At 33.8% G+C, this 26,106-nt stretch carries 23 protein-coding genes; 19 read left to right on the forward strand and 4 right to left on the reverse strand.

The window, feature by feature from the left end:
• The gene (gene mgrA / locus ABXQ82_RS12630) at positions 1–1,014 is read right to left on the reverse strand and encodes an L-glyceraldehyde 3-phosphate reductase (protein ID WP_367060100.1); all 1,014 of its coding nucleotides are present in this window, start codon (positions 1,012–1,014) and stop codon (positions 1–3) included.
• Positions 1,015–1,299: 285 nt separating this feature from the next.
• On the opposite strand from mgrA, the gene ABXQ82_RS12635 reads away from it, so the two are divergent.
• Together ABXQ82_RS12635 and ABXQ82_RS12640 are read left to right on the forward strand one after the other, a co-directional pair.
• Positions 1,300–1,932 (forward strand): DUF6088 family protein, encoded by a 633-nt coding sequence (locus tag ABXQ82_RS12635; protein ID WP_367060103.1) that lies wholly within the window; start codon positions 1,300–1,302, stop codon positions 1,930–1,932.
• Positions 1,929–2,933, forward strand: a complete 1,005-nt coding sequence (locus ABXQ82_RS12640) for a nucleotidyl transferase AbiEii/AbiGii toxin family protein (RefSeq protein WP_367060106.1) — start codon at positions 1,929–1,931, stop codon at positions 2,931–2,933. Before ABXQ82_RS12635 ends, ABXQ82_RS12640 begins: the two co-directional genes overlap by 4 nt.
• 240 nt (positions 2,934–3,173) lie before the next feature.
• On the opposite strand, the gene ABXQ82_RS12645 is transcribed toward ABXQ82_RS12640, so the two are convergent.
• Entirely contained in the window at positions 3,174–4,487 is a 1,314-nt protein-coding gene (locus tag ABXQ82_RS12645; protein ID WP_367060109.1) for a sulfatase-like hydrolase/transferase, read from the reverse strand.
• Positions 4,488–4,645: 158 nt separating this feature from the next.
• On the opposite strand from ABXQ82_RS12645, the gene ABXQ82_RS12650 reads away from it, so the two are divergent.
• From ABXQ82_RS12650 to ABXQ82_RS12680, 7 genes are all read left to right on the forward strand, one after another.
• Complete coding sequence (locus ABXQ82_RS12650; protein ID WP_367060112.1) at positions 4,646–6,199, forward strand: DEAD/DEAH box helicase family protein; 1,554 nt, start codon at positions 4,646–4,648, stop codon at positions 6,197–6,199.
• Positions 6,200–6,334: 135 nt separating this feature from the next.
• Entirely contained in the window at positions 6,335–7,021 is a 687-nt protein-coding gene (locus ABXQ82_RS12655; protein WP_367060115.1) for a hypothetical protein, read from the forward strand.
• A 162-nt stretch (positions 7,022–7,183) separates the two neighbouring features.
• Positions 7,184–8,029 (forward strand): DMT family transporter, encoded by an 846-nt coding sequence (locus ABXQ82_RS12660; RefSeq protein ID WP_367060118.1) that lies wholly within the window; start codon positions 7,184–7,186, stop codon positions 8,027–8,029.
• A gap of 247 nt (positions 8,030–8,276) precedes the next feature.
• A complete protein-coding gene (locus ABXQ82_RS12665) occupies positions 8,277–9,377 on the forward strand; it encodes a Re/Si-specific NAD(P)(+) transhydrogenase subunit alpha (RefSeq protein WP_367060121.1) in 1,101 nt (366 codons plus the stop codon).
• A 7-nt stretch (positions 9,378–9,384) separates the two neighbouring features.
• Positions 9,385–9,693, forward strand: a complete 309-nt coding sequence (locus ABXQ82_RS12670; RefSeq protein ID WP_367060124.1) for an NAD(P) transhydrogenase subunit alpha — start codon at positions 9,385–9,387, stop codon at positions 9,691–9,693.
• On the forward strand, positions 9,693–11,072 hold the full coding sequence (locus ABXQ82_RS12675) for an NAD(P)(+) transhydrogenase (Re/Si-specific) subunit beta (RefSeq protein ID WP_367060127.1): 1,380 nt from the start codon (positions 9,693–9,695) through the stop codon (positions 11,070–11,072). The genes ABXQ82_RS12670 and ABXQ82_RS12675 overlap by 1 nt, the downstream gene beginning before the upstream one ends.
• A complete protein-coding gene (locus tag ABXQ82_RS12680) occupies positions 11,072–12,121 on the forward strand; it encodes a glycosyltransferase family 9 protein (RefSeq protein WP_367060130.1) in 1,050 nt (349 codons plus the stop codon). The genes ABXQ82_RS12675 and ABXQ82_RS12680 overlap by 1 nt, the downstream gene beginning before the upstream one ends.
• Here the strand turns inward: ABXQ82_RS12680 and ABXQ82_RS12685 are convergent.
• Entirely contained in the window at positions 12,118–14,490 is a 2,373-nt protein-coding gene (locus tag ABXQ82_RS12685) for a TonB-dependent receptor (protein WP_367060133.1), read from the reverse strand. The two genes, ABXQ82_RS12680 and ABXQ82_RS12685, sit on opposite strands and share 4 nt — an antisense overlap.
• Before the next feature lie 155 nt (positions 14,491–14,645).
• Between ABXQ82_RS12685 and ABXQ82_RS12690 the strand changes: the two genes are divergently transcribed.
• The 4 genes from ABXQ82_RS12690 (at position 14,646) to ABXQ82_RS12705 (ending at position 18,250) form a co-directional block, all read left to right on the forward strand.
• Complete coding sequence (locus ABXQ82_RS12690; RefSeq protein WP_367060136.1) at positions 14,646–15,953, forward strand: MFS transporter; 1,308 nt, start codon at positions 14,646–14,648, stop codon at positions 15,951–15,953.
• Positions 15,954–16,025: 72 nt separating this feature from the next.
• Complete coding sequence (locus ABXQ82_RS12695; RefSeq protein ID WP_367060139.1) at positions 16,026–16,574, forward strand: DUF4251 domain-containing protein; 549 nt, start codon at positions 16,026–16,028, stop codon at positions 16,572–16,574.
• A gap of 161 nt (positions 16,575–16,735) precedes the next feature.
• A complete protein-coding gene (locus ABXQ82_RS12700) occupies positions 16,736–17,359 on the forward strand; it encodes a hypothetical protein (RefSeq protein ID WP_367060142.1) in 624 nt (207 codons plus the stop codon).
• A 429-nt stretch (positions 17,360–17,788) separates the two neighbouring features.
• Positions 17,789–18,250: a cold shock domain-containing protein gene (locus ABXQ82_RS12705; RefSeq protein ID WP_367060145.1), complete on the forward strand. Its 462-nt coding sequence runs from the start codon at positions 17,789–17,791 to the stop codon at positions 18,248–18,250.
• Positions 18,251–18,329: 79 nt separating this feature from the next.
• Here ABXQ82_RS12705 and rlmF read toward each other — a convergent pair whose 3' ends face one another.
• Positions 18,330–19,199 (reverse strand): 23S rRNA (adenine(1618)-N(6))-methyltransferase RlmF, encoded by an 870-nt coding sequence (gene rlmF, locus ABXQ82_RS12710; RefSeq protein ID WP_367060148.1) that lies wholly within the window; start codon positions 19,197–19,199, stop codon positions 18,330–18,332.
• A 198-nt stretch (positions 19,200–19,397) separates the two neighbouring features.
• Here rlmF and ABXQ82_RS12715 point away from each other — a divergent pair, with 198 nt between their 5' ends.
• The 6 genes from ABXQ82_RS12715 to ABXQ82_RS12740 are packed head-to-tail and all read left to right on the forward strand — an operon-like array spanning position 19,398 to position 26,015.
• On the forward strand, positions 19,398–19,985 hold the full coding sequence (locus ABXQ82_RS12715; RefSeq protein WP_367060151.1) for a hypothetical protein: 588 nt from the start codon (positions 19,398–19,400) through the stop codon (positions 19,983–19,985).
• A 47-nt stretch (positions 19,986–20,032) separates the two neighbouring features.
• Positions 20,033–21,004: a formyltransferase family protein gene (locus ABXQ82_RS12720; protein ID WP_367060154.1), complete on the forward strand. Its 972-nt coding sequence runs from the start codon at positions 20,033–20,035 to the stop codon at positions 21,002–21,004.
• Between the two features lie 20 nt (positions 21,005–21,024).
• Positions 21,025–21,579 (forward strand): tail fiber protein, encoded by a 555-nt coding sequence (locus ABXQ82_RS12725; protein ID WP_367060157.1) that lies wholly within the window; start codon positions 21,025–21,027, stop codon positions 21,577–21,579.
• 37 nt (positions 21,580–21,616) lie between these two features.
• Positions 21,617–22,171, forward strand: coding sequence for a tail fiber protein (locus ABXQ82_RS12730; RefSeq protein ID WP_367060160.1), 555 nt, complete (start codon positions 21,617–21,619; stop codon positions 22,169–22,171).
• Between the two features lie 35 nt (positions 22,172–22,206).
• Positions 22,207–23,220 (forward strand): hypothetical protein, encoded by a 1,014-nt coding sequence (locus tag ABXQ82_RS12735; protein ID WP_367060163.1) that lies wholly within the window; start codon positions 22,207–22,209, stop codon positions 23,218–23,220.
• 14 nt (positions 23,221–23,234) lie between these two features.
• Entirely contained in the window at positions 23,235–26,015 is a 2,781-nt protein-coding gene (locus tag ABXQ82_RS12740; RefSeq protein ID WP_367060166.1) for a T9SS type A sorting domain-containing protein, read from the forward strand.
• Positions 26,016–26,106 lie beyond the last annotated feature (91 nt).

The raw sequence follows: 26,106 nt of genomic DNA on the forward strand, positions 1-26,106 counted from the left end.
TTACCTTACAATCCCATCAATCAACTGCAACTCTTCATTAGTAAAACTCAAATAATCCAAAGCTTTAACATTTTCCTTTAACTGATTGGAAGAACTAGCACCAACTAAAACAGATGCCACTTGTTGGTGTCTTAAATTCCAAGCAATAGCCATTTGTGATAATTTTTGGTCACGACTTTCGGCAATAGCATTCAGTTTCTGAATTTTCTCAATATTACTATTAACGGTTTCTTCGTTTAAATACGTTAAATTTTTAGCAGCTCTGGAATCTTTTGGGATGCCTTTTAAATATTTATCGGTCAACATGCCTTGTGCTAAGGGCGAAAATGTAATACAGCCCACGCCGTTTTTTTCTAAAGTATCTAGAAGTCCATCTTCCACCCAACGGTCAAACATGGAATATCTCGCTTGGTGCAGTATAAAAGGTACATTGAGCCTTTTTAAAATCTCTGCTGCTTGTTGTGTTTCTTTGGGTTGGTAATTTGAAATGGCTACGTACAATGCTTTTCCTTGGCGCACAATATCTGCCAAAGCACCCATGGTTTCTTCTAAAGGTGTATCAGGATCTGGTCTGTGATGATAGAACACATCTACATAATCCAATCCCATACGTTTTAAACTTTGGTCTATACTAGCCATTAAATATTTGCGAGACCCTAAATTACCATAAGGTCCAGCCCACATATCATAACCTGCTTTTGTGGCTATAAATAATTCATCACGGTAGGATTTAAAATCTTTTTTAAAAATGGTGCCGAAATTTTCTTCAGCAGAACCATATGGAGGGCCGTAGTTGTTTGCTAAATCAAAATGGGTAATTCCTAAATCGAATGCAGTTCTTAAAATCTCCCTGCCGTTTTGGATGTTATCTACAAATCCGAAATTATGCCAAAGCCCCAATGAAATAGCGGGTAATAACACACCGCTTTTTCCAGACCTTTTGTAGGTCATTGTATTATAGCGTTCAGATGAAGGGGTATATGCTGTGGTTTGGGATTTATCGTTGATTTGCATGCTGTTCTGTTTTTTTCAAAAGTAAAAATTAATTTTTGAGTAGGGTAGGATGAATAGCTAATTTTGTGCAACACTTGATAAAAAGTAATGAAACGATTTTTTGTCAGGGAATCATTAGAGCCAATATTATTAATATTTTGTTTATAAAATTTATTATAATTCTTTCAAATACATTGATTCTCATTTTTGAAACAAATAACTTATGTAAATTATGAAGGAAACATCTATTATAAATTAATTAAATCAAGATTTCTTATTGTTATAAATATTTACTAAATTTATAACATGAATAAAACAAGAAATCACCCTTTATCCGTTAAAAATAAGATAGTTAAAAGTATTAAAAACTATAAGCGTGGAAAGATATTTTTCCCAAAAGATTTTATCGAATTGGGAAGCACAAATGCAATAAATAATGTATTAAACAAGCTAGAAAATGATGGTTTTTTAATTCGTCTTGCCCACGGAATTTACTTATATCCAAAAAACGACAACATTTTAGGGATTCTTTTTCCTTCAATGGATGAAATTGCAAAAGCGATCGCCAAGCGAGATAAGGCTAAAATTATTCCTACGGGGATTAATGCTCTAAACAAGCTAGGATTGTCAACTCAAATACCTATGAATATTGTGTATTTAACCGACGGTTCACCACGAGATATACAAATAGAAAATAGAAAAATAAAATTTAAAAAAACTACACCGAAAAATCTTGCTGTTAAAGGTGAAATATCAGGTTTAGTAATTCAAGCACTTAAAGAAATTGGTCAAAAAAATATTACTGAAGAAATTATTCAAAAAATTGAATCTATATTATCAAAAGAAAAAGTTGATTTAGTAAAACATGACGCAAAATTAGCACCTGCTTGGATAGCAAAAATATTTTTTTCAACACTAAACAAAAGACTGGATAAATGAAAGAATGGTTTAATTTAACTCAAGATAGACAAAAAACAATTATAGCTCAGGTAAGTGCTAAAACAGGTCTTCCTTCTTTTGCAGTAGAAAAGGATTTTTGGGTAACTCAATGCTTAAACGCAAGTTTTAACTTGGAAGTTTCCTCTAATCTTATATTTAAAGGTGGAACATCACTTAGTAAGGCATGGAGCATAATTGAAAGGTTTTCAGAGGATATTGATTTATGTATTAACAGAAAAGTATTAGGTTTTGAAGGAGAACTAAGTAAAACTCAAATTTCAAGATTAAGAAAAGCTTCATGCAAATATACCAGTACCGAACTACCCAAGTTATTAGAAACTGAACTTTTAAAAAATGGTCTTAAAACATTTAAGATTGAAGTCCGAGAAACAAATGATTCCGACAAAGACCCTCAAGTAATAGAAATTCATTACAACTCTATAACTGAACCAATTCCCTATATGCTTCCAAAAGTAATTGTTGAAGTTGGAGCTAGATCATTAATAGAACCAACAGAGAGTAGAGAAATTCAATCTTTAATAGGTATCCAATACCCAGAACAAAAATTTTCAGGCATACCATTTTCTATTCCAACCGTCCTGCCTAAAAGGACTTTTTTAGAAAAAATATTTTTATTACATGAAGAATTTCAAAAAAGAGATGAATATATTAGAACAGAAAGAATGACTAGGCACCATTATGACTTGGAAAAACTAATGGATACTGAGCATGGAATGGAAGCATTATTGGATGAAGATTTATATTCAATTATTGTAAAACATCGATCCAAGTTTAATCTACTTCGTGGTCTTAATTACTCTAACCATTCACCAGAAAAAGTTTCTATTTTACCACCAAAGGGGAAACTAAAAGAATGGAAGAATGATTATGAAATTATGAGGGAAAGTATGATCTATGGTGAAAGTTTAAATTTTGAAGGACTAATTGATAGAATTACTGAATTAGAAGTGAGATTGAAATCATGTAAATACAGGCTCTAATAGCGTAACTATTAATTGATAATCAAGTATTTAATTTAAAATTCTAAAGGTTAAATTTTGGTTCGTTTTCTTTTGCTAACTTTAGTGCTTAAACCACGTAACTTTCTTAGACAACAACGTTAAATAAACCTACACCAAACAAGTCAACCTTAAATTCAAAACCCAACCCAAGCAAACACACGCGCTAGGGATTGAAACGGCGCCCAAATAAACCAAAACCCTCTAAATATTTCAAAAAACCTAATCCCTAATCTCCTGAACCTTTGCCGTCAAAACATCTTTTATTTCAGCATCAGCACTACTTAATGGTAATTGATTTGCATTTAAAAGATTCGGGTTTTCTAATGGGTTATTTCCTAAATTGTATAAAGCTTCGGAACCATCGCTGAAATAAATGTATTTGTGGGTGCTGTTTCGGATGGTGTAATCGTCGTTTTCTGAATAAACGTAATCGCGATTCCCGGTACTTGAAGTAGTGCTCAATAATTCTTTAAAACTTTTGCTATCGTTAATTTCTGTGGTGCCCGTGCCTGCTATATCTGCGATGGTTGCAAATAAATCTGTAGCGTTTATAAGTGCATCCTCTGAAGCATTGGCCCTGGTAACGTCTTTACCTGAAATTACCATAGGCACATTTACACCACCTTGGTAAATACTGCCCTTGGCACGTCTGCGATGGTGTTCTTGGACAACTTGTCCCGGTGTGCCGTTATCACCAATAAAAATGATAATTGTATTTTCTTTTTCTTCTGCTGAAAGCGAATTTATCAATCTTCCCATTTCTGTATCCATAGCTTCTATTGCAGCCATATAATAGGGTAGTGGGTTTGCGTTGATACTCGCATCATCTGAAGCTAAAGTACCTTGGGAATGTAAATTATTTGGTGGTACGTGAAAAGGTGTGTGTGGTGCATTGTATGCCAACCATAAAAACCATGGTTTGGTTTGTGCGCCAACCCAGTCTATGGCTAAATCGGTAAATTTTGTGGTGGTATAGTCGGTTGACGAGCTTGTTGTACCGTTTGTATTTAAAGTCCAATCAAAATAAGACCTGAGTCCGCCACCACTAAAACCAGCATAATAATCTACACCCATATCGTTTGGATGATTTAGGTCTGTGGATAAATGCCATTTACCAATTACGGCGTGTGCATATGCGTTATTTGTGTTCGTATCTAAATATTTTTGCAATGAAGTTTCGGAAGTGGATAATACATCATCAACTGCCAATACGTTGGTTCTAAAACCATATTTTCCAGTAATAATAGTGCCTCTAGATGGTGTACATACTGGGTTAGCCCATAAATTATTGAATTTAATCCCAGAATTCATCAAGCTTTGAAGATCGGGCATATTTGGTTTGATGTTACCAATATTATAGCCTGGAGTTGCGTCTAGACCCATATCGTCTGCGATAACCAGCAAAATGTTTGGAGATGTGCTTTCAGGGTTTTCCATTTCCATGTCGTCATCATCATCGCTATTCGCCTCTGGATTAGTACTACAAGCTGTAAAAGTCAGTAGTGCTAAAAAAATATAGAAGTACTGTTTCATGGGTTTTGAATTTAAGGTCATGTTATTTTAGATGTGCTTTTAAAAATAAACTTGCGGATATAAACATAAATAGTTGAAATTCCTTAATAACTTTAAGTCCAATCCTCTTTATAATACCCGATAAAGGTGTTATTTTTGCAACTTACCAAAATTTAAGTATGGCGATTTCGAAAATAGAACTGCAAGAGCGAAAAACGGGGAAAGATTTATATAGTTACCAAAAAGGAGCGATAGATAAAATTTTTAAGAGTTTTGAAGAGTCTCCTGAAGATTATCACTTATTATATCAATTACCAACTGGTGGTGGTAAAACAGTCATTTTTTCTGAAATTGTTAGACAGTTTTTAAAAACCCATAAAAAGAAGGTGCTGGTAATGACGCACCGTATTGAATTGTGTAAGCAAACCTCTAATATGCTTACGGAATTTGGTGTGATAAATAAGGTGGTGGATAGTAAGGCAGATTTAAGCGATCAAGCAGATTATAGCTGTTTTGTAGCCATGGTTGAAACCTTAAACAATAGGCTGAATGATGATAAACTGGATATTTCTGATATTGGTTTAGTTATTATTGATGAAGCGCATTACAACTCCTTCACAAAATTATTCAAGTTTTTTAGTCAGTCGTTTATTTTAGGCGTTACCGCAACACCTTTAAGTTCTAGTATGGAATTACCGATGACGGATAATTATGATGAACTTATTGTAGGTGAAACTATAGAATCTTTAATAGAACGGGGGTTTTTGGCGCGCGCCGAAATGTTTAGTTATAACGTAGGTTTAACATCGCTTGTAGTTGGGGCAAATGGAGATTATACGGTAAAGTCTTCAGAAGATTTATATACCGATAATGATATGTTGAGTAAGCTTTTACGAGCTTATGAAGAACGTTCTAAAGGCAAGAAAACACTAATTTTTAATAACGGTATTACAACGTCTTTGCACGTTTACGATACCTTTAGAAGAGCAGGTTATCCTGTGGCACATTTGGATAATACCAATACCAAGAAAGAGCGTGCCATGATTTTAAAATGGTTTAAAAAGACTCCTGATGCCATTTTAACTTCCGTTAGTATTTTAACCACGGGATTTGATGAGCCAACTGTTGAAAGTATCATTTTAAATCGTGCCACAAAATCGTTGACCTTATATTATCAAATGATTGGTCGTGGGTCTCGTGTTTTAGAAAATAAAGACAAATTCTCTGTAATTGATTTGGGAAATAATTTCCACAGATTTGGGCCTTGGGGAGATAATCTGGATTGGCAACGGATCTTTAAGTCACCTAATTATTATCTGGATGCGATTTTAAGTGATGAAGAATTAGAGAGCAATTTTAGATATGAAATGCCGGACGATTTACGTCAGGAGTTTGCTAAATCTAAGGATGTGTATTTTGACATTCAAAAAACGTATGTGGAGTCCATTAGAGCAGGAGAATCCTCTAAAGTGGTTTTAGAACGTTCTATAGCGCAACACGGAAGAATCTGTATTGAAAATAGCGAAGATGTTTATGATGCATTGGCTTTAGCAAAAAAATTAGGAGATGATATTGACTTCAGGGTAAAGCGTTACACCAAGTGCATTAGTAAAAGTACGTTTAACTTTGTGGAGTGGTTAAGAGGGGAATACCGTAAAAAATTGAATTCCTATTTGCGTGTGAACTTTGATGAAGTTTTTGAGGAAATTCATGGGTATGCGCCTAAAGAATAATTTTGTGTGTTGAACTGGTTTAAACTTTTTGAAGTTAAAAGGAAAATTATACTAAGCCACGTATTTCACTAATATTCACTATTTTTTTTAAATCTTTTAGGAGTTAAAGAGACTTAGCATTCATTTAAGAAAAAAATGACAGAAAGAGAAATTAGGAAATATATTGACCGCCTGAATAACAAAAAAGGTCAAGAATCAATTTTTACTCGACCAATTAGCGAAACTGTTGATGTTGGAAAAGTATGGCGTGAACAACCAAAACAAAAAGACTCCGTTAGCAGTTTTAGCTCATCAAGATTCTTTTTTATAAAAAATACTTTAGGAGTTTATGTCGGTGCTGTATTAGATATGGATTATGACTTACATTGGTACGTTCTTCCAAAGCAAAGAAAGAAAGGGATTCTAACAAAATCATTAAAAGAAACAATTTTACCTTATCTCTTTTACGAAAGAAAGGAACAAAGAATAACCATTGAAAACGGAAGGGGAGTCAGAGAAAAAAACTATAACAATTCTTTAAAAGTTGCATTAAATTTAGGATTTAAGCCAATAAATAAAGAACAAACTAAGTTTATATTAAAAAAATCTGAATTTGATTGGAGTGTTGAAAATCTAAATGAAGAAGATAATTTGATTGAAGAAGATAGAATTAAAATACTAAAAAAACGTATAAATTATGCTTCGAAAATCTTACTAAAAATTAGTGATGAACTTTTAATGTCATATGCGAATGACAAAGAATTACTTGAAGTTTCAAGAAAAGTAAAGGATTATACTTGGAAAATAGAAGATCTGATGTGGGAATATAGAAAGAACGAATAAAACCGAAATACCTACAATAAATGCTTAACTTTAAACTAAATATTAGTTCCAAAAATTCTAATAAACTAATTTTACATTCCCTGAAAATCTTCGATTTTATAGCCGCACAAATCTTAAACTAGCCAATACCTACGTAACAACTAAGTTTAATCCTACTAACATTTGGAAATTAAAAACGCCATAAAATTCATGCTTTTCAGCACTTTGGCATTTGCATGTATGAATGGTATTGTGAAACATTTGGTGCATATGAATGCATTTCAAATTGTGTTTTTTAGAGCTTTTAGCTGCTTGTTTTTTACCTTCGGATTTCTTCTGAAAAATAACATTCCAATATTAGGAAACAAAAGAGGGTTACTCATAATTAGAGGTTTAGTTGGTTTGACTTCAATGGCGTTGTTCTTTATGTCCACCAAATACTTACCCATTGGTACTGCGGTTTCATTACGCTATTTAGCACCCATTTTTGCTGCAGTTTTCGCTATTATTTTTCTAAAGGAAAAAATGAAACTTTTGCAATGGTTGTTTTTTGCCATGGCATTTTCAGGTGTTATTATATTGAAAGGATTTGATAAAACTTTAAGTGGTTATGGCTTACTATTAATTTTTATATCCGCGATTTTTAGTGGCTTGGTTTATATCATTATTAGCAAAATAGGTAAGGACGATCATCCCGTTGTTGTGGTTAACTATTTCATGGTTATTTCGGCTATAGTTGGTGGTGTGTTATCCATAAATAATTGGGTGCAACCCGTTGGTAAAGAATGGTTTTTGTTATTAGGACTTGGGTTCTTTGGGTATTTCGGACAAGTATATATGACGAAAGCATTTCAATCTGCCGCAACAAACCTAATAGCACCTTTAAAATATTTAGAAGTTATTTTCACGTTGCTTTTAGGAATCACATTGTTTAGTGAAGTCTATTCTTTTTGGAGTTTATTGGGTATCGCTTTAATCATTTTGGGGCTTGTTTTAAATGTTCTGCATAAATCAAAACAAGTAAGTTGAGTTTTCATCGTCAACTATTGAAAATGCCCAGTTCTACTTTGCTATAATAATTATTAATTTTATGAAATATTTAAAATTGAATGTATCATATCTATTGTTAAAATTTTTTCAATGATTAGATACTAACAATAAACTATCTTCAAAAGTATTTTAGTTTTAATTAAAAGTAGGTGCTTTTGGCTATATTTGTGTCTTGATTTTTGAATAACTTAAAAGTCAACTCTAACCAAACTAACTCATATCCAAAATGAAGATTGGTATTCTAAAGGAAACTCAAAAGGGCGAAAAACGGGTTTCATTATCTCCAAATATTGCAAAGCAATTAATAGCAAAAGGATTCCAAATCATAGTTGAAGAAGAAGCTGGTAAAGGTTCTTCCTATAAAGATTCTGATTTTACAGCTGTTAATGCCAGTATAGAAAAACGAGGTGTTGTATTTAAAGAAGCGGATGTTTTAATTAAAATCAATCCTTTTGATGACGAAGATTTAAAACTGGTTGATAAAGGGCAAATTTTAATCAGTCAGCTGTATCATAAATCAAATCCTAAATTAATTGAAGCTATTGCGGCAAAAGGCGCTACTGCATTTTCTATGGATGCCATTCCGCGTATTTCAAGAGCTCAGGATATGGACGTTTTAAGTTCGCAAAATAATCTAGCGGGTTATAAGGCTGTGATTCTTGGTGCTTATGAAATGACCAAAATTTTCCCGTTAATGATGACTGCTGCCGGAACTATCACACCTTCAAAAGTTTTGATTTTTGGTGTGGGTGTTGCAGGTTTACAAGCTATTGCAACCGCCAAAAGATTGGGTGCAGTAGTAGAAGCCACAGATATTAGAAGCGAAACCAAAGAACAAGCAGAATCTCTGGGCGCAAAATTTATTTCTGTAGATAATGAAGGCGAGGAATCTGAAGGTGGTTATGCTAAAGAAGCTTCAGAAGACTTTGCTAAACGACAAAAAGAAGCTGTTAATAAATCTTTATTTCAAGCCGATTTAGTCATTACAACGGCAAATATTCCCGGTAGAAAAGCACCAACTTTAATTACCAGGGAACAAGTTGAACAGATGAAAAACGGAGCGGTAATCATAGATCTAGCTGCTGCACAGGGCGGAAATTGCGAGTTGAGCAAACTTAATGAAACAGTTATCATAAATGGTGTCAAGGTAATTGGAACTACCATTGCTCCCGAAAGTGTAGCAACTAATGCAAGTGAATTGTTTGCAAAAAACATCTATAATTTCCTTGTGCATTTAACAGAAGATGCCAATTTTAAATGGGATTTGGAAGAAGAAATAACAGATGAAACCCTCATTGTAAAAGACGGTAACATCCGAAAAAACTAAAAAAATCATGGAACAGATCATTCAATTTATTAGTGATAATTTACAAATAGTCTATATACTTATTCTTGCCATTTTTGTTGGTGTAGAAGTGATTAAAAGTATCCCTGCCGTTTTGCACACACCGTTAATGTCTGGCGCAAACGCATTAAGTGGCGTTGTAATTGTAGGTGCTATTTTGGTAATGTTGCATGCCAGTCCAGACGACTATGTAGCTTTAACATTAGGTTTTATCGCTGTTGTATTAGGAATATTAAATGTTGTGGGAGGTTTTGCCGTAACCCACAGAATGTTGCAAATGTTTAAAAAGAAAAAATAATGAGTGTTTTATTAAGTGTTATATATTTAATTGCAACGGTTACATTTATCGTCGGTTTAAAACGATTAGGGCATCCAGATACTGCTAAAAGCGGAAATACTATAGCCGCAGTAGGAATGGTAATTGCGATTGTTGGAACTATTTTTATCCACGATTTAGAGGTGGCACCAATCATTTATATTCTAATTGGAGCTGCAATAGTTATAGGGTCTATCATAGGTTATTTGATCGCTATTAAGGTTGAAATGACAAAAATGCCTGAACTGGTGTCTTTGTTTAATGGTTTTGGTGGCGCAAGTGCTGCTTTAATTGGTCTTGTGGAATTCAGTAAAAGTATAGAAGACTCATTACAGGCTATTACCGTAATTTCAGCGATAATCATTGGAGCAATAACCTTTTCAGGAAGTTTAATTGCATGGGGGAAATTGAATGGTTCGCTAAAAAGTGTTGTGAAAATACCCCAGTACAACCTTATTAACAATCTGTTTTTTATTGGCATTATTACTCTGGCTGTTTTTATGATTGCAACAGGAAATCATAGTCCGTTATTTACGTATGGTGTTTTAGCGGCAGGTTTAGTATATGGCATTTTGTTTGTGTTGCCTATTGGTGGTGCCGACATGCCCGTAGTTATTTCATTATTAAACTCTTTAACTGGTATTGCTGCTGCTATTACCGGAATTTTATATGATAATATGGTCATGTTAGTTGGTGGTATTTTAGTAGGTTCTGCTGGAATTATTCTAACTGTAGCCATGTGTAAAGCAATGAATAGAACTTTAGGTTCTGTTATTTTTGGAGCTTTTGGAGCAACCGCTGCAATTGAAGGATCTAATAAGGAACTAGGCACTATAAAAAGCACAACAGCTAGTGATGCCGCAATTATGATGAATTATGCAACCAATGTGATTATTGTTCCTGGATATGGATTAGCTGTAGCCCAAGCGCAGCACGTCATTCACGAATTGGAAGAACTATTGACCAAAAAAGGGGTTAACGTAAAATATGCCGTTCATCCTGTTGCAGGAAGAATGCCCGGACATATGAATGTGTTGTTGGCAGAATCTAATGTAGATTACGGTCTGTTAATTGAAATGGATGATATCAACCCTCAATTCACAAATGCCGATGTTGTATTGGTAGTAGGCGCAAATGATGTTGTAAATCCTGCAGCACATAACGATCCTTCTAGTCCTATTTATGGTATGCCTATTCTGGATGTTGAAAATGCAAAACATATAGTTGTGAATAAGCGTAGTATGAATGCAGGTTATGCAGGTATTCAAAATGAATTATTTTATAACTCAAAAACGTCTATGCTATTTGGGGATGCCAAAGCTGCATTAACTGATTTAGTGAGTGAATTAAAAAATATGTAATGGGTTTTAACGGTTGGATAAATGGTAAACGGCGCAAAATCATGCATGCCATAACCAAAAGGGTTGGGAGTTCTTATAAAGAACCAACTGCCGAATTGGGAAAAAGCATCACAATCAAAAAGGTGTTGATTATTAGACCCAATCATCGGTTGGGCAATCAATTATTGACCACACCATTAGTTCAAGAAGTAGAAAGCACTTTTCCCGGTTGTAAAATAGATTTATTTGCTAAAGGTGGTGTTGCTTTCCCTGTTTTCGAAACTTATAATTCTATTGATAAAATTTATAAATTACCCAGAAAACCTTTTAGCGATTTATATAAATACGCAATGTGTTGGGTGTCTATTAAGCAGAAAAGCTATGACATGGTGATTAATGGAGATAAAGATTCTTCATCTGGAAGATTACTGACCAATCTCGCAAAAGCACCTTTAAAAGTGTTTGGAGATGTACATGAAGATATACAAAAAAAGTACGATGATTATCTGCATATATCTAAATATCCTATTTATAATTTAAGACGCTATTTAAGCAAATTAGGATATCCGGAAAACAGCAATCCGCTGCCTGTTTTGAATATAAAATTGACCAAGGATGAGATTTCCAATGGCAAAAATATTTTAGAGGATTTGGTAAAAAATCAAAAAAAAACCATTTGCATTTACACCAATGCCACGGCAGATAAATGTTATTCCGAGGAATGGTGGGAAGCCTTCTATTCTAAATTAAAGGAAAACTTTGAGGATACTTATAATATCATTGAAATGCTTCCGATAGAAAATATCTCAAAAATAAACTTTAAAGCCCCAAATTTCTATAGTAAAGACATTCGGGAAATGGGAGGGATTATTGCAAATACGTCAATTTTTATAGCTGCTGATAATGGTGTGATGCACTTAGCAAGTGCTACTCTTACACCAACGGTTGGATTATTTTCAAGAGACAATCAAGTTGTTTACGGCCCATATGGAAATAGGAATATAGCTTTAAACACCAACATAAACACTCAGGATGATTGTATTAAAGCAGTTAAAAAAATATTGAGTTAACGCCTTTGTCCCGAAAATTCCATAGCCTCCCCTTTACCAAATCCATAACTGATACCAAAGGTTATAAAACGTCCACGGCGTCTGCTATTGAATAAATAGAAGTTGGGTTGGTTGGTAACACTTTCATTTACTCTTGAAGCAAACACATCACGAATGCTCAGATTTAGAATTGTTTTTCCCTTGAAGATTTTCTTTCTTAAACCAAAATCCATAAATATATTTTCAGCAATTTCTTGTTGTAATGTTTTATATTTTGATCTGTAATTTCCAGATAGTTCTACATCAAATTTGGCTGGCAACTTAAATTTTGATGTTAAACGTGTTGACCATTGGTTGCCGCTAAAATCAAATGTTGTCATTTCAAAAACGCCCGATCTATCAAAATAGTTCATATTAAAATCGCCATTCATTGAAAACCAATCAATAGGCGCATACTTTCCATTAAATTCAAAACCTGTAGTAGTGTTAGTTCCAATGTTTTCAGGGCGGGAAATACTAACGTTATTTTCGAACACAGAAATTCGCTCCATAACATCGGTAGTTTTCCTATTATAGATACTGAAACTAAACGATGCTTTATCTAGTTTTTTTATCCCCGTAAATTCATATGAATTCGTGAATTCTGGTTGTAAATCTGGATTTCCAGTAGAAATACTAAAGTTGTTTCTAATGTTTGAAAACGGATTTAAACTTCTTAAACCGGGTCTATTGATACGTCTTGAATACCCAAGTTGTAGCGAAAAATCATCTGATATTTTATAGGATGCATGTGCGCTTGGAAATACATTGGCGTAATTGTTTTTATTATTTTCACTTGTAGTTTCAAGCAAAGTATTAATGTTGGTGTCTTCTAATCTTAATCCAAATTTAACACCCCATTTTTCACCTTCAAAAGCAGCGGTAGTATAGATGCCCAATACTTTTTGGGTAAAATCAAATAGATTGGTTAACTCAGGAACACTTACCCAATCACCGTTTATAAAATCACTAACTTCAAAATCATTGCCAACTATATTAACTACATATTGCGCACCAGATTCGAGTGTATATTTTTCCAAAAAAGGATGAGTGTAATCCAGTTTAAAAGTATATTCTTCTAACTTATAATCTGTTCTCGATTTCTGCCTAAAATCAGGGATATCGCCAACTGTGGTATTATTTTGAAATTCTGAAGATTGGTCTTTTCTAAAAGAACTTCCTAAAGCACTAAACAATAACGTTTGGTCCTTATGTCTTTTGAAATTTTTAATATACTGCAATTCATAGCGTAGTTTCGGGTTGGTAGCTTCAGTACGTTCATTTCTAATCCATTTATCAATGTTGTTATCCGCTTCTTGTTCAAAATTTGAAGTAGCACCTTGCGTTTCGTTTTCATAAGCATAAGAACCAGAAAGGGTTACAATATTCATTTTATCAATATGATAATCTGCACCAATAAGAATATTACTGAACTTTTCATCAAAAGCACTTTCTCCAATGCTCGTAATAGATCGGTTATTCACTAAATCCCTATTAATTGTTTTACGTTCATCCGGAAACGTTCTCAAACCAATTCCCATTTGACTAAACAGATTGAATTTTTCTGTGCGTTTATTTAAACTCAGCCCAAAACTGTTACTGTTTGGCACACCAAAATTTAAGGTTGCAGCACCATTCAATCCTCGTTTTTCAGATTTTTTAATCACAATATTGATAATCCCTGAAGTGCCTTGGGCGTCATACTTTGCTGAAGGATTTGTGATCACTTCAATCTTTTCAATCATATCTGCGGTGATAGTTCCTAAGGCGTTACCGTCGTTGCTGGCAATAACAGATGGTTTGCCATTAATTAAAATCTGAACACCTTGACTCCCTCTTAAACTCACGTCGCCTTCAATAGTTACATTTACTGAAGGCACATTATTAAGCACTTCAAAAACACTCGCTCCAGTAGAACTTAAATCTTTTCCAACATTAAAAACACGTTTATCTAATTTGAATTCTGTTTGGGATTTTTCCGCGCGAACTACAACTGCATCAAGTCCTTGTATGTCTTCTTCAAGAACAATTGTTCTTAAATCAATAACTCCATTTTCAATTTTGAACGCCCTAAAAGTTTTAGAGGTATAGCCCATAAAACTGACTTCTATATAAAAATTAGAAGCTTTTGTTTTAAGTAAAAAATTGCCTTTAGCATTTGTTATCGTTCCGGTTATAGCTTTTTTTGACGCGATATCTATGACAGAGATTGTAGCATATGCGATGGGTTGTTTTGTTGCATTTTCAATGACTTTTCCAACAATTTCAAGTTCTGGATTTTGCGCACAGACGCATTGAAAACTACTAAAAACTGCTAGGAATATAAAAATTATGAATTTGTTGATTTTCATTGCATAAAGCACAAATGTTGAATAGTAAATATAAGTTATTGCGTTGAAATAATTGATAATTTATGAATATGGAAACCGCTTTATACCTTTAAATCTAGCTCCTAAAAAGGGGGAAGTTATTTATGAAACAACTACTTTTGAAACTTACTTTTTAAATGATGCCAAACCCAAATAAATTCTCCTTTATAAATCCTAAAAAATCCCCAGTATTTTATGGATATATTGTTTTGGTTATCGGTAGTGTTGGGATACTGGCAAGCATTCCTGGACAAACCGTTGGTGTTTCGGTTTTTACAGATCCTGTAAAAGATGCACTTGGTTTAACGAGAAACCAATTTAGTAATGCTTATATGATTGGCACACTTTTAAGTGCCTTTTTTGTGGCTAGGGCAGGAGTGCTTTTTGATAGATTTGGCGCTCGTTATGTGGCGTTTTTTGCTGCTTTCTTTTTAGGGATTTCATTACTGTTATTTTCAATAGCGCTCAAAATTAGCCAAGGTATCAAATTGTTTCTTGGGTTTGAATCTTGGATCATTCCGTTCGTTTTAATCACTCTTTTATTTTTTGCTATTCGGTTTTTTGGACAGGGTGTATTGACCATGTCTTCTCGAAATATGATCATGATGTGGTTTGATAAAAATCGCGGGAAAGTGAACGCCATAAGTAGTATTACCGTTTCTTTGGGGTTTTCTAGCGCTCCGATTTTTATTAATCAGCTTGTAGATAATAATGGATGGGAATTGAGTTGGCAAATTCTGGCATTGTGTTTATTCATTTTTAGTTTTTTTATCATTCAGTTATATCGAAATACACCTGAAAATTTTGGATTAACACCAGACGGTAATTCTAAGAAAAAAGTACAAACTAAAACTATAAAGGTTGAAAAAAACTTCACTTTAAAGGAAGCTAAAAAAACCCGCGCCTTTTGGATGATAGGTTTAACACTGGCATTCAATAGTTTTTTTATAACGGGGTTTACATTTCATGTGGTGTCCATTTTTGGGAGTCAGGATTATACAAAATCCCAAGCCATTACTGTGTTTTTGCCTATTTCTATAATTGCAATTATAGTGTCAACGTTGTGTAATGTTTTAAGTGATTATATACATCATAAAATCTATTTGTATTGCATGCTTTTAGGGGGATTCTTAGCCTCATTTGGACTTTTGTTTTTAGCCAATACCTTTGGTGTATATCTATTAATTTTTGGACTGGGATTGTGCGGAGGTTTATTTGCAGTTGTAAATGCCGTAACATGGCCCCGTTATTTTGGACGCAACTATTTAGGATCTATTACAGGGAAAGTTATGAGTTTTTTGGTGATTGCAAGTGCCATTGCACCAAGTCTATTTAGTTATAGTTTTACACAATTGGGGTCTTATTCTTTTATTGGTTATTTAACCATTGGGTTTTTAGTGTTCTTAACTATTGGTGCTTATAAAGTTCGTAACCCACAACATTAAAAGGCTTATTTTAACTATTTATTAGCAACTACTTTTAAGGAGTTTTTGTATTTTAAGATGAAAAAATAAAACATGAGATTTTTATTAGCATTATGTTTGATGAGCTTTATGATGGTGTCATGCAAATCATCAAAATCTACAGCTACTTCAGCAGAAATAGAAGCTCTGGGAACATTGGTAGAAGCGCAAAAGTTCATAATAGAATCTGAGTGGGCATATCCTCAAGCTACCAATGCCATGTCTCAAGTGCTAAATTCTGGATTGTTACCTCCCGGTAGTAATTCAGGTGCCATTAATTTAATAGGAAATGCTAATTTCTTAAAAATATCTGGAGATAGTATTTATTCTTATTTACCCTATTTTGGAGAACGACAAATGCAAGTGGCCTATGGAGGAATGGATAGTGCTATTGAGTTTAAGGGGGTGATGGAAAATTATACTGCAACTAAAAATGAAGATAATAGTTATACTATTTTGTGCGAAGCCAAAAGCAATTCTGAAAATTTTAATGTCATGATTAGACTTTACCCAAATCTTAAAAGCGAACTAAATTTAAGAGGTGCATCTCGATTTCAAATTCAATACTCTGGAGAAGTTGAAGCTATTTCAGAAATGAAGTAGCACTAAATCTTAAAATCAAAATATTCAAGGATTTTACCGATGATTTTTGCGGTTCATGATAGCGCTCGTTCATTGAACGTAATTTTTTAGCGTTCATACGGTTTTTTGTGTTGCATGCATGTAGTTGATTAGTTTTGAGGTGATTATATAAACATCGCCCCATGAAAAATTTAATAACACTTATTAGTTTAGCTAGTTTTTTAACTGTTTGCCTTAGCGGTAATGCACAAGAATTAGCAGATAATGCATCACAGAACCTCCATGACTATAAAAAGCGCCATGCTATTTATGACCATTCTGAAGCGCAATTAAATAACACAGACACCATTCCTGGTTTTGAGACGTTTTCTGAAAAGCTCTTGATTTCTGGAACCATATACAAAAGTGATGGGGTTACTCCAGCAAGCGGTGTCATTCTTTATATTTGTCAAGCAGATGAAGATGGCGATTATAATTCAACTAAAGTTAACGGCAAAAGAGTTGTAAAACATAGAGGTTGGGTTAAGACCGATGCAGATGGCCGTTATACATTCTACACATTTGTACCGGGTAATTATTGGGGCAGTAAAACATTAAAGCAAATACATGCTGTTGTAAAAGAACCGAACAATACTGAGGAATACGCCATTAATCATTTTGTTTTTGATGATGATCCATTCTTGAGAAAATCGTGTAGAAAAAAGATAGCAAAACGTGGTTTAAATAATATTTTGAAATTGGAAAAAAAGGATAGTTTACTTATTGGCAAACGTGATATTACATTAAAATTGAACGCCGCTATATAATCGGATTATTTATGTTTAAAAAAGCGTCTTAACTCTTAGGTTGAGACGCTTTTTTAGTTATTGGTCTTTAGAAAGGAGATTGTTGTTTACAAAGTCTCTGTGGGTATTTCAAAATTACCTTGTGCAAAAATGGTTCCAGCTTGATTATCCTGTCTTCTATGGAAAATCCTCAAATTGCCTGAATAAATTGAGCAATCGCCGTTAACACTGATATCTTTTATATCTACAAATCCTTCTTCAGACAAGTATCATTTAATGTGAAAATTAAAAAAAGACGAGGTTTACATGAAAATGAAGTCCTATTTTCTTCATTTAAATTATATTAATTAGTAATTTTGGTTTTTAATATTCTAAATGGTATATTTTGAATATATTGAGGTGCTACATTCCTTAAAAAGCATCACAAAAAATTTAATTTAAAAACAGTACATGGCAAAATCGCAACAGACCTATAGTAAAAGTGAAAAAGAAAAAAAGCGTTTAAAAAAGCGAGAGGATAAGAAGAAGAAGATGGAAGCGCGCAAACTTGAAAAAGAAGAAGGTGGAAGCAAGGGTATTGAATTTGCTTATGTAGATCATAACGGGCATTTAACGGATACACCTCCAGATCCTTCTTTGAAAATAAAAGTAAAAGCAAAGAATATAGAAATTAGTATTCCTAAAACTTTGGAAGGCGATAAGGAAGAAGTGGATTATGTTAGAAAAGGAACAGTTTCATTTTTTGATCCATCTAAAGGCTTCGGATTTATTATAGATTCTGAAAATCAAGAAAAATACTTTACGCACGTAAGTGGTTTAGTGGATGAAATAGTTGAAAATGATAAAGTAACGTTCGAACTTGAAAAAGGACAACGTGGTATGAATGCCGTAAAAGTTACTTTAGTTAAGTAAGTTCCATACTTTATAATATATACTGAAACCTACTGCTTTTTAAGTGGTAGGTTTTTTTATGCCGAAAACTTAAATGTGACTAAAACCACCACATTATAAAACGGCTTTTTTTATTGCCCTGCGACATTGGAATAATATGATAATTGGCTTTTGCTTTTTTGAGTTGTTTTTCAATCTTTGGAAGATTCTCGGCTTTCGCAACTAAACTTGTAAATACTTTGACTTGCTGTTTAAACAAGACACTTTCCTTAATGAGCCGTTTCATAAAAAGCGCTTCTCCTCCGTTACACCAAAGTTCGTTGGATTGTCCTTCAAAATTAAGTAAGCTATTGTTATCGTTTGCACCACCTAGATTATTGCGTTTTCTAAGAGCACCTTTTAATGCTTCTTCCTTAGAACCATGAAAAGGCGGATTGCAAACCGTAAAATCAAATTGTTCATTTGGTTTTATACAGTTCTTTAACAAAAAACTCTTGTTGTCTTGATGCCGAATTTTAACTTTTTCCTGTAGTGCTTTAGTCTGTTTTATATTGGTTTTGGCTATTTCTACAGCTTTTAAATCGCTTTCGGTACCAACAATTGTCCAATTAAAATGTTGCGCCCCTAAAATACAATAGATGCCATTGGCTCCTGCACCAATATCCAATCCGCGAAGTTTATAGTTTGGATCTAGATTAAATTTTTCTGAAAGTATATCTCGCAAATGCAACAAATAATCCAACCGACCAGGGATAGGAGGGATGAGATAGCCTTTTGGTAAATCATACAGTTCTAGTTTAAAATCGGCAAGGAGTATTGCTTTATTCAATTCATAAACGGAGGATGAATCACTAAAATCTATGGTCTCTTTATCTGAGGGATTTAAAATGATGTGTTTTCGTAGTGAAGGGTGGTGTTTAACCAATCGTTTAAAATCATAACCTTTTTGATATGGGTTTTTTGGGTGCATATTGCAAAGGTATGGGATTTAAAGACATTCAAGTATTAGCATTCTAATTTCAGTATATTAAAGAGTTAAAAAAAAAAATTAAATAACCGTATAAATTTGTAGGTATTCTTTGATTAATACCGTATTTTATCGTTATATTTGGTAAATAATAGGAAATTATTTTCTTTCAAGACCAAACTAACCCTAATATAATTACTCATGAATAGACGATTTTTTTTAACAACAGGAGCCTTAGGTTTAAGTTCTGTATCCGTTTTTCCTTCATCGATTGTTCAAAATAACAATTTTGTTTCTCTTGCAGATTTCGGAAAAGGATTTTATAGTTTGTATAAAAAAACCACTCAACGATATGTAACATCATTATCAAATTCTTTTATAGAAGCACATAAAGAAATACTAATAAGTCTTACTAATAAAGGTTATGTTTATAACAATCTTGAAGTTACGGTATTAGGCGAAAGTTGTTTTATCATCCCCTTAAAGAAAAGTTCAATGTTGGGTTTTAATTCTAAAGAGCTTGCTATAATCATAGAAAAAGAAGAAGGTGGTTTTTCACATTATATATTAAATGAATACCAAAGCATTGGGTTAAATAATTTTATTGAAAATTTTGATAAAAATATAGAAGTATCAAAACTGGATATTAATGTGTTAAAATTTATTACACCTGTTAAAGTCCTTAAAGAGTCTATAGGAAAAGAGAGTGTGTTCGCATTTGAGAATGCGTTAAAGAACAAAATTGTATTGAGAAGTTCTTCTAAAAAGCAATTGGTGAGTATAAGTTAAATATTTTTAGACTAGTATGTTTTAAAGATTAAAACACCCAACACCTTATGAAAACAATTTTAATAGGCAGTTTCCCTACATGCTTATCTCTATTTAAACACTTAACTGATACACGACAGTTAACAGCAGTTTGTTTTGAAGCATCCAAAAACGAAGCTGAAAACGAACAGTTTTGGATGGATTCAATTCAAAATGAAGGTTATAATTCATTTGTAATAGATAAGAATAACATTCATAATGAATTTAAAGATTGGCTTAAAAAAGAAGCAGCAGAATTAGTTTTAGTATGTGGGTTTTCCTTGAAAATTCCGAAAGATATTTTAGATATTCCAAAGTACGGATTTTTAAATATCCATTTTGGGAAATTACCAAGTAACAAAGGACCTAATCCAATATTTTGGTCTATAAAAAACGGTCATAAAACAACAGCAATATCAATTCATAAAATAAATGAACATTGGGATTCCGGCCCTACTGTTTTAGAACATCCTGTTAGTATTATAATGGGCGAAACCGCAGGGATGGTCAATTCTAAAATGAGTTTTATGCTCGGACAATTAATTCAAAAAGCGATTGATAGAATTAATAATCAAGAAGTAGTTAATGTTCAAGGTAGCACAATAAAAAATTGTTATAATAAGCGTCCTAATGCTATTGATAAAAGTATCAATTGGGAATCTCATACAGTGGATGAAATTGAAAACTTAGTAAATGCCTGTAACCCAACTTATGGTGGAGCAACCACATACTATCAAGGCTCGATAATGAAAATAGTAGAAGTTTCTCCTGTTGCTGATTATATGCCATTATTGGGTAAGATTTCTGGAGAAATAATTCATGCGCATCCACAGGAAGGTTTGTATGTATGCTGTAAATACGGAAAATTATTAAAACTAAACATAATTAGTTCTGATGTAGGAACGCTCACAGGAACTAAATATGTGCACTTGGGTATTCAGCCAGGGCATAGATTTACAACCACAAGTGAAAATAGTAACAAAGAAAGTATTAAAATATAATTAACCAAAAACAATAAATTATGGAAGGAACAATAGGAGAAGTTCGCATATTTGCGGGCAATTTTGCACCTAGGAGTTGGGCATTTTGCGACGGACAGCTAATAGCTGTTTCTCAAAACACCGCCTTATTTTCAATTTTAGGCACCACTTATGGGGGTGACGGAAGAACTACTTTTGCCTTACCTGATCTAAGGGGACGTGCTCCAATTGGCCCTGGAACAGGTCCAGGTTTACCAACTTATAGATTGGGAGAAAGAGGTGGCATATCAACTAATATACTAAACACTACACAAATACCTTCGCATACACATACAGGTGTTGCCAATGTAAGTTCAGGAAATGCCACCCAAAATTCAGCAACCTCAGGAGCCTCAATTGCAACTCCAGGCACCGGGGGAGGAAGAAATTTCACGCCAACAGCAGGGTTCAACACCTCCACACCAGATGTTCCATTAAACGCAAATTCTGTAGTTGTTGGAAACACGGGAGGAAATCAGCCGGTAAACAATATGCAGCCTTTCCTAGCGTCATATTACATCATATGCATGTTTGGGGTTTATCCGTCTAGAAGCTAGAAAAATTTATAATAAATCAATTTAAAAAACAATAAATATGGAAGGAACAATAGGAGAAATACGCATGTTTGCTGGAAATTTTGCCCCTAGGACATGGGCGTTTTGTGAAGGACAATTATTATCAATTAATTCAAATCAATCCTTATTTTCAATTTTAGGCACCACTTATGGCGGAGACGGAAGAACCTCTTTTGGTTTGCCAGACCTTAGAGGTCGTGCTCCAATTAGCCCAGGAAATGGCCCAGGATTGCCTACTTACCGACAAGGGGAGAAAGGCGGTGCATTTACTAATACATTGAACATAACGCAATTGCCGTCACATAATCATATAGCAGCTGCCCAAGTGAGTTCAGGAAATGCCACCCAAAATTCAGCAACCTCAGGAGCCTCAATTGCAACTCCAGGCACCGGGGGAGGAAGAAATTTTACACCAACAGCAGGGTTTAACACCTCCACACCAGATGTTCCATTAAACGCAAATTCGGTAGTTATTGGAAATACTGGAGGAAATCAATCTGTAAATAATATGCAGCCTTATCTAAGCATACATTTTATTATTTGTTTACAAGGTGTGTTTCCTTCAAGAAGCTAATATTCATTTTAACCAAAAACGATTAATCAATTAAATTGAAAGATAAAACTCAAATACTGCATAGTATAACCAAAAGGATATTAATAACTACAACCGAAAATGAGGTTGAAGCTGTAAAGCACCTTAATGAATTTTATACTCAATTTGAAACTAGTGATGATATTGAAGGTGATATACATTTAACAAACGGTATTGCGCTGTCTAAAAAACATGCCGCCGATTGTATTAAAGATTATAAAAGAACAAGTAGGTTTTTAAAAGGTGTGTATAAAGCAATAGTTTCATGTGCTGAAAATTTCCCTGATACCGAACTAAATATTTTGTATGCGGGTTGCGGCCCTTACGCAACTTTAGTATTGCCGTTACTCTCATTTTTTAAACCAGAACAGTTAAATATAACATTACTGGATATTAATAAAAGTTCTATTGAAAGTATAAAACGCATCGTTTCTGAATTGAAAATGGATAGCTATTTTGGCGATATAATTGTTGCAGATGCTACCACATATAAATATCCTGAAACATTAAACTTACATTTAGTGATTTCAGAAACCATGTTTAATGCCTTAACAAAAGAACCACAAGTTGCGGTTACTGATAATTTGGCACCGCAACTCATAGAAAAAGGAATTTTAATCCCTGAAGAAATTGACGTCTCCATGGGCTATTCCTTCTTTTCTAAAGAACCATTTTTGAACCAATTTGATAATGAGTATTATGTTTCAAATACGACAAATAAACCTATAGAAAGAGACGCACCAGAAACATTATTCGTACTCAATAAAAAAACATCTAAAAATGTAAAATTGGTTGACTCAAATTATTTTGAAAGTAGATTATTTACCATTCCAACAGACTTTCAAAATAAACCAGACATTTGCCTTTACACCAGAATAAAAATATTTGATTCCATTGATTTACAGAATGAAGACTCCCTAATTACTAATCCGTTCTGTATAGCATCATTATATAATTTACCAAAGGAATCTAAATTCAGAATTAACTATAATATTAAAAACAGCCCTAATTGGGGAGTAACCATTTATTAAAACCAAAAGCAATCATGAAAAACAATTACTTAATCTTTTTTTTAACCAGTACCTTATCACTATTTATAGGACAGGCACAAACCGAAACGTTTGAAGGCCTATCGAACAATGCTTCTACATTTACGAATAACTCCCAACCCTTTGAAACCGTTGGAGGATTCCGGGTCCAAGCAGGTTTCCCTGGCACAGGTGCAAGTGGGTCCAACAAATATTTGGATAACGATTCTAACATTGGCGCAGGTACTTCTTATTCAATTAAAACAACCAATAACGCATTGTTTACCGCAAAAGACGTAGATATTTTTCTATCTGTTGATAGTGGCGTAACTGTAGGCGGTAGTGGCGGTGTTATTATTAGAGGAAAACAGGGTGCTGCTACAGTATTTACAATTACAAAAAATACTGGAATTCCAACAACGTTTGCTCCAGACAATGGATTTTTTAACGTTGACTTTGCAACCGAAGGCGGGGTGGATAATAGTGAAAAAAATATAAATACACTAGAATTTGAACTCACAGGAAGTTTTGTATATATAGCTGTTGACGAATTTTCCTTTGGACCAGAATTTGTTGTTGCGGATACCGCACCTCCTTTTGTACAAACGATACTAGTTGCTGGTACACCAAATACGACGGATGATAGTGTTGATTTTACGGTTACGTTCAATGAAAATGCCAGTAATGTGTCAACGGACGATTTCGTGTTAGATGGTTCTGGGACTGCAACTGGAACTATTTCAACGATAAGTGGTTCTGGCTCTGTTTATACAGTAACGGTAAATGGTATTTCTGGTGAAGGTACGCTCAGTATAGATTTATTGGCTTCAACAAATATTATTGACGATTTAGGAAATGGAAATGGTACAAATGGTAATACACCTGCTTTTACGGCAGGAGAAAACCATACGGTATCCGCATGTTTTTTAGAATCCTTCGAGAACTTCGGTGTTTCAGCTAGTACATTTACCAGCAATGGTTTACCATTTGTTTCAACAAACGGTCTAGATGTTTTTAATTTAAGCAATGCTGGAGCAGGTAGTTCTGACCAATATTTAGATAATAATGGAACTGGAGGTGCTACTTTTTCTGTAAAAACAAGTGGCGGTGAATTATTTACAATGAAAACTGTAGATCTATACTTATCATCAATTGCCAATGGATCAAGCCCTACTAACAATGGTACATTAACCATTAACGGAAAAGTTGGAAATACAACAGTATATACAATTTCGAAAAGTACCGGTTTCCCAACAAGTTTGGCAAATGGCGATAATGGATTTTTTAATTTGAATTTTGCCACAGATGGCGCTTCAAATTTTACAACTGTAAATGTTGATGAAATTGAAATTGTGTTAGGAGCTTCTTTTATATATCTAGCTGTAGATCATTTCGAATTTTGTGAACAAGGCCTTGTAGATTCATTTGCTCCAGAAGTAGAAAGTATTGCAGTTGTAGGTACTCCAACATCTATTGCTTCAACCGTAAACTTTTTAGCGACTTTTAATGAAAATGTAGTGAATGTAAGTGCAGACGATTTCACATTGGTAACCACAGGAACAGCAACTGGAAATATTACTGGTGTTACAGGTTCAAATAACGCATACACAATAACAGTTGAGACTATTGATGGCGAAGGTACCATAGGCGTAAATCTAAATGGAGGCACAGATATCCAAGACGTATTGGGTAATAGCGGTGTATTAGCTTTTACTGGAGCATTACATACTGTATCTGACTGTGTTGTTGAGACTTTTGAATCTTTTACAGCTACAGACGCTAGTTTTACAAGCAACGGAATAGTGTTTAACACAACAAATACCTTAGCTGTTTTCGAACTAAATGGAGCTGGTACAAATGCTTCAGATTTCTTTTTGGAAAATGGCACTAAGGCATTGGGCACTTATGCCATCAATTCAACTAACGGAACACTATTTATAGCAAACACCGCGCAATTATATGTTTCATCAGATGCAGCAGGGCTTCTTCCTACAGATGATGGAACGCTAAGCATTCGAGGTGTAAAAGGGGGCAGTACGGTTTTTACCATAGATTTAAATAGCGGAAATACAACATTTCCAACATCATTGGCTCAAGGAAATAATGGTTTCTTTCAAGTTGATTTTGCAACTGACGGCGCTGCGGATTATAGCGGTATAGATATTGACAAATTAGAAATAGAATTAATATCTACATTTGTATATTTAGCTGTTGACGATTTCGGGTTCTGTTTAGACACAACAAGTCCTAGTGTTGCTATTAACTCTGTAGAATCTTCTCCAACGGGAGCAAATCCTATTCCTATTACGGTTACATTTTCTGAACCAGTAACAGGATTCGACATGGGAGATCTTGTGGTAACAAATGCTACTATAAACTCGTTTTCTGGTTCAGGAGACACTTATACGTTCAATATAGTGCCAGTAGCAAACGGAACTATAACAGTTGATATTAATAGTGACGTCGCTGATGACGCATCTGGTAACGGCAATACAGCTGCGACTCAGTTTAATATTGATTTTGATAGTACATTAACTAATGTAGATGTAGTTTTGGAAAAAGGATTAACCATTTATCCTAATCCTGCAAATACTGTCATTAATATCTCCAATACAGCAAATTTGGAATTAACAGGACTTCAATTAATTGATGTTCAAGGAAGAACAATTCGTTCACAAGAAACAAATCCAAACGATGCTATTCAGGTTATGGATATATCTGAAATTAATTCAGGAATTTATTTCATTAAAATAACAACTGATAACGCTTCTTTAGTAAAACAGGTTATTATCCGATAATTTTTGAAGATAGTTTTATAAATGAAATCCGAGCTCTTAAAATGGCTCGGATTTTTTTATGCATAACGTTTACTTCATTTGAAGCAAAAAT

The sequence above is a fragment of the Algibacter sp. 2305UL17-15 genome (assembly GCF_040720935.1).
GTDB lineage: Bacteria > Bacteroidota > Bacteroidia > Flavobacteriales > Flavobacteriaceae > Jejuia.

Coding starts and splice junctions, on each gene's coding strand:
- ABXQ82_RS12720 (WP_367060154.1), top strand. CDS start 20,033: ATGAAAACAATTTTAATAGGCAGTTTCCCTACATGCTTATCTCTATTT.
- mgrA (WP_367060100.1), bottom strand. CDS start 1,014: ATGCAAATCAACGATAAATCCCAAACCACAGCATATACCCCTTCATCT.
- ABXQ82_RS12715 (WP_367060151.1), top strand. CDS start 19,398: ATGAATAGACGATTTTTTTTAACAACAGGAGCCTTAGGTTTAAGTTCT.
- ABXQ82_RS12690 (WP_367060136.1), top strand. CDS start 14,646: ATGATGCCAAACCCAAATAAATTCTCCTTTATAAATCCTAAAAAATCC.
- ABXQ82_RS12640 (WP_367060106.1), top strand. CDS start 1,929: ATGAAAGAATGGTTTAATTTAACTCAAGATAGACAAAAAACAATTATA.
- rlmF (WP_367060148.1), bottom strand. CDS start 19,199: ATGCACCCAAAAAACCCATATCAAAAAGGTTATGATTTTAAACGATTG.
- ABXQ82_RS12740 (WP_367060166.1), top strand. CDS start 23,235: ATGAAAAACAATTACTTAATCTTTTTTTTAACCAGTACCTTATCACTA.
- ABXQ82_RS12675 (WP_367060127.1), top strand. CDS start 9,693: ATGAGTGTTTTATTAAGTGTTATATATTTAATTGCAACGGTTACATTT.
- ABXQ82_RS12695 (WP_367060139.1), top strand. CDS start 16,026: ATGAGATTTTTATTAGCATTATGTTTGATGAGCTTTATGATGGTGTCA.
- ABXQ82_RS12670 (WP_367060124.1), top strand. CDS start 9,385: ATGGAACAGATCATTCAATTTATTAGTGATAATTTACAAATAGTCTAT.
- ABXQ82_RS12680 (WP_367060130.1), top strand. CDS start 11,072: ATGGGTTTTAACGGTTGGATAAATGGTAAACGGCGCAAAATCATGCAT.
- ABXQ82_RS12705 (WP_367060145.1), top strand. CDS start 17,789: ATGGCAAAATCGCAACAGACCTATAGTAAAAGTGAAAAAGAAAAAAAG.
- ABXQ82_RS12650 (WP_367060112.1), top strand. CDS start 4,646: ATGGCGATTTCGAAAATAGAACTGCAAGAGCGAAAAACGGGGAAAGAT.
- ABXQ82_RS12685 (WP_367060133.1), bottom strand. CDS start 14,490: ATGAAAATCAACAAATTCATAATTTTTATATTCCTAGCAGTTTTTAGT.
- ABXQ82_RS12665 (WP_367060121.1), top strand. CDS start 8,277: ATGAAGATTGGTATTCTAAAGGAAACTCAAAAGGGCGAAAAACGGGTT.
- ABXQ82_RS12635 (WP_367060103.1), top strand. CDS start 1,300: ATGAATAAAACAAGAAATCACCCTTTATCCGTTAAAAATAAGATAGTT.
- ABXQ82_RS12655 (WP_367060115.1), top strand. CDS start 6,335: ATGACAGAAAGAGAAATTAGGAAATATATTGACCGCCTGAATAACAAA.
- ABXQ82_RS12725 (WP_367060157.1), top strand. CDS start 21,025: ATGGAAGGAACAATAGGAGAAGTTCGCATATTTGCGGGCAATTTTGCA.
- ABXQ82_RS12645 (WP_367060109.1), bottom strand. CDS start 4,487: ATGAAACAGTACTTCTATATTTTTTTAGCACTACTGACTTTTACAGCT.
- ABXQ82_RS12700 (WP_367060142.1), top strand. CDS start 16,736: ATGAAAAATTTAATAACACTTATTAGTTTAGCTAGTTTTTTAACTGTT.
- ABXQ82_RS12730 (WP_367060160.1), top strand. CDS start 21,617: ATGGAAGGAACAATAGGAGAAATACGCATGTTTGCTGGAAATTTTGCC.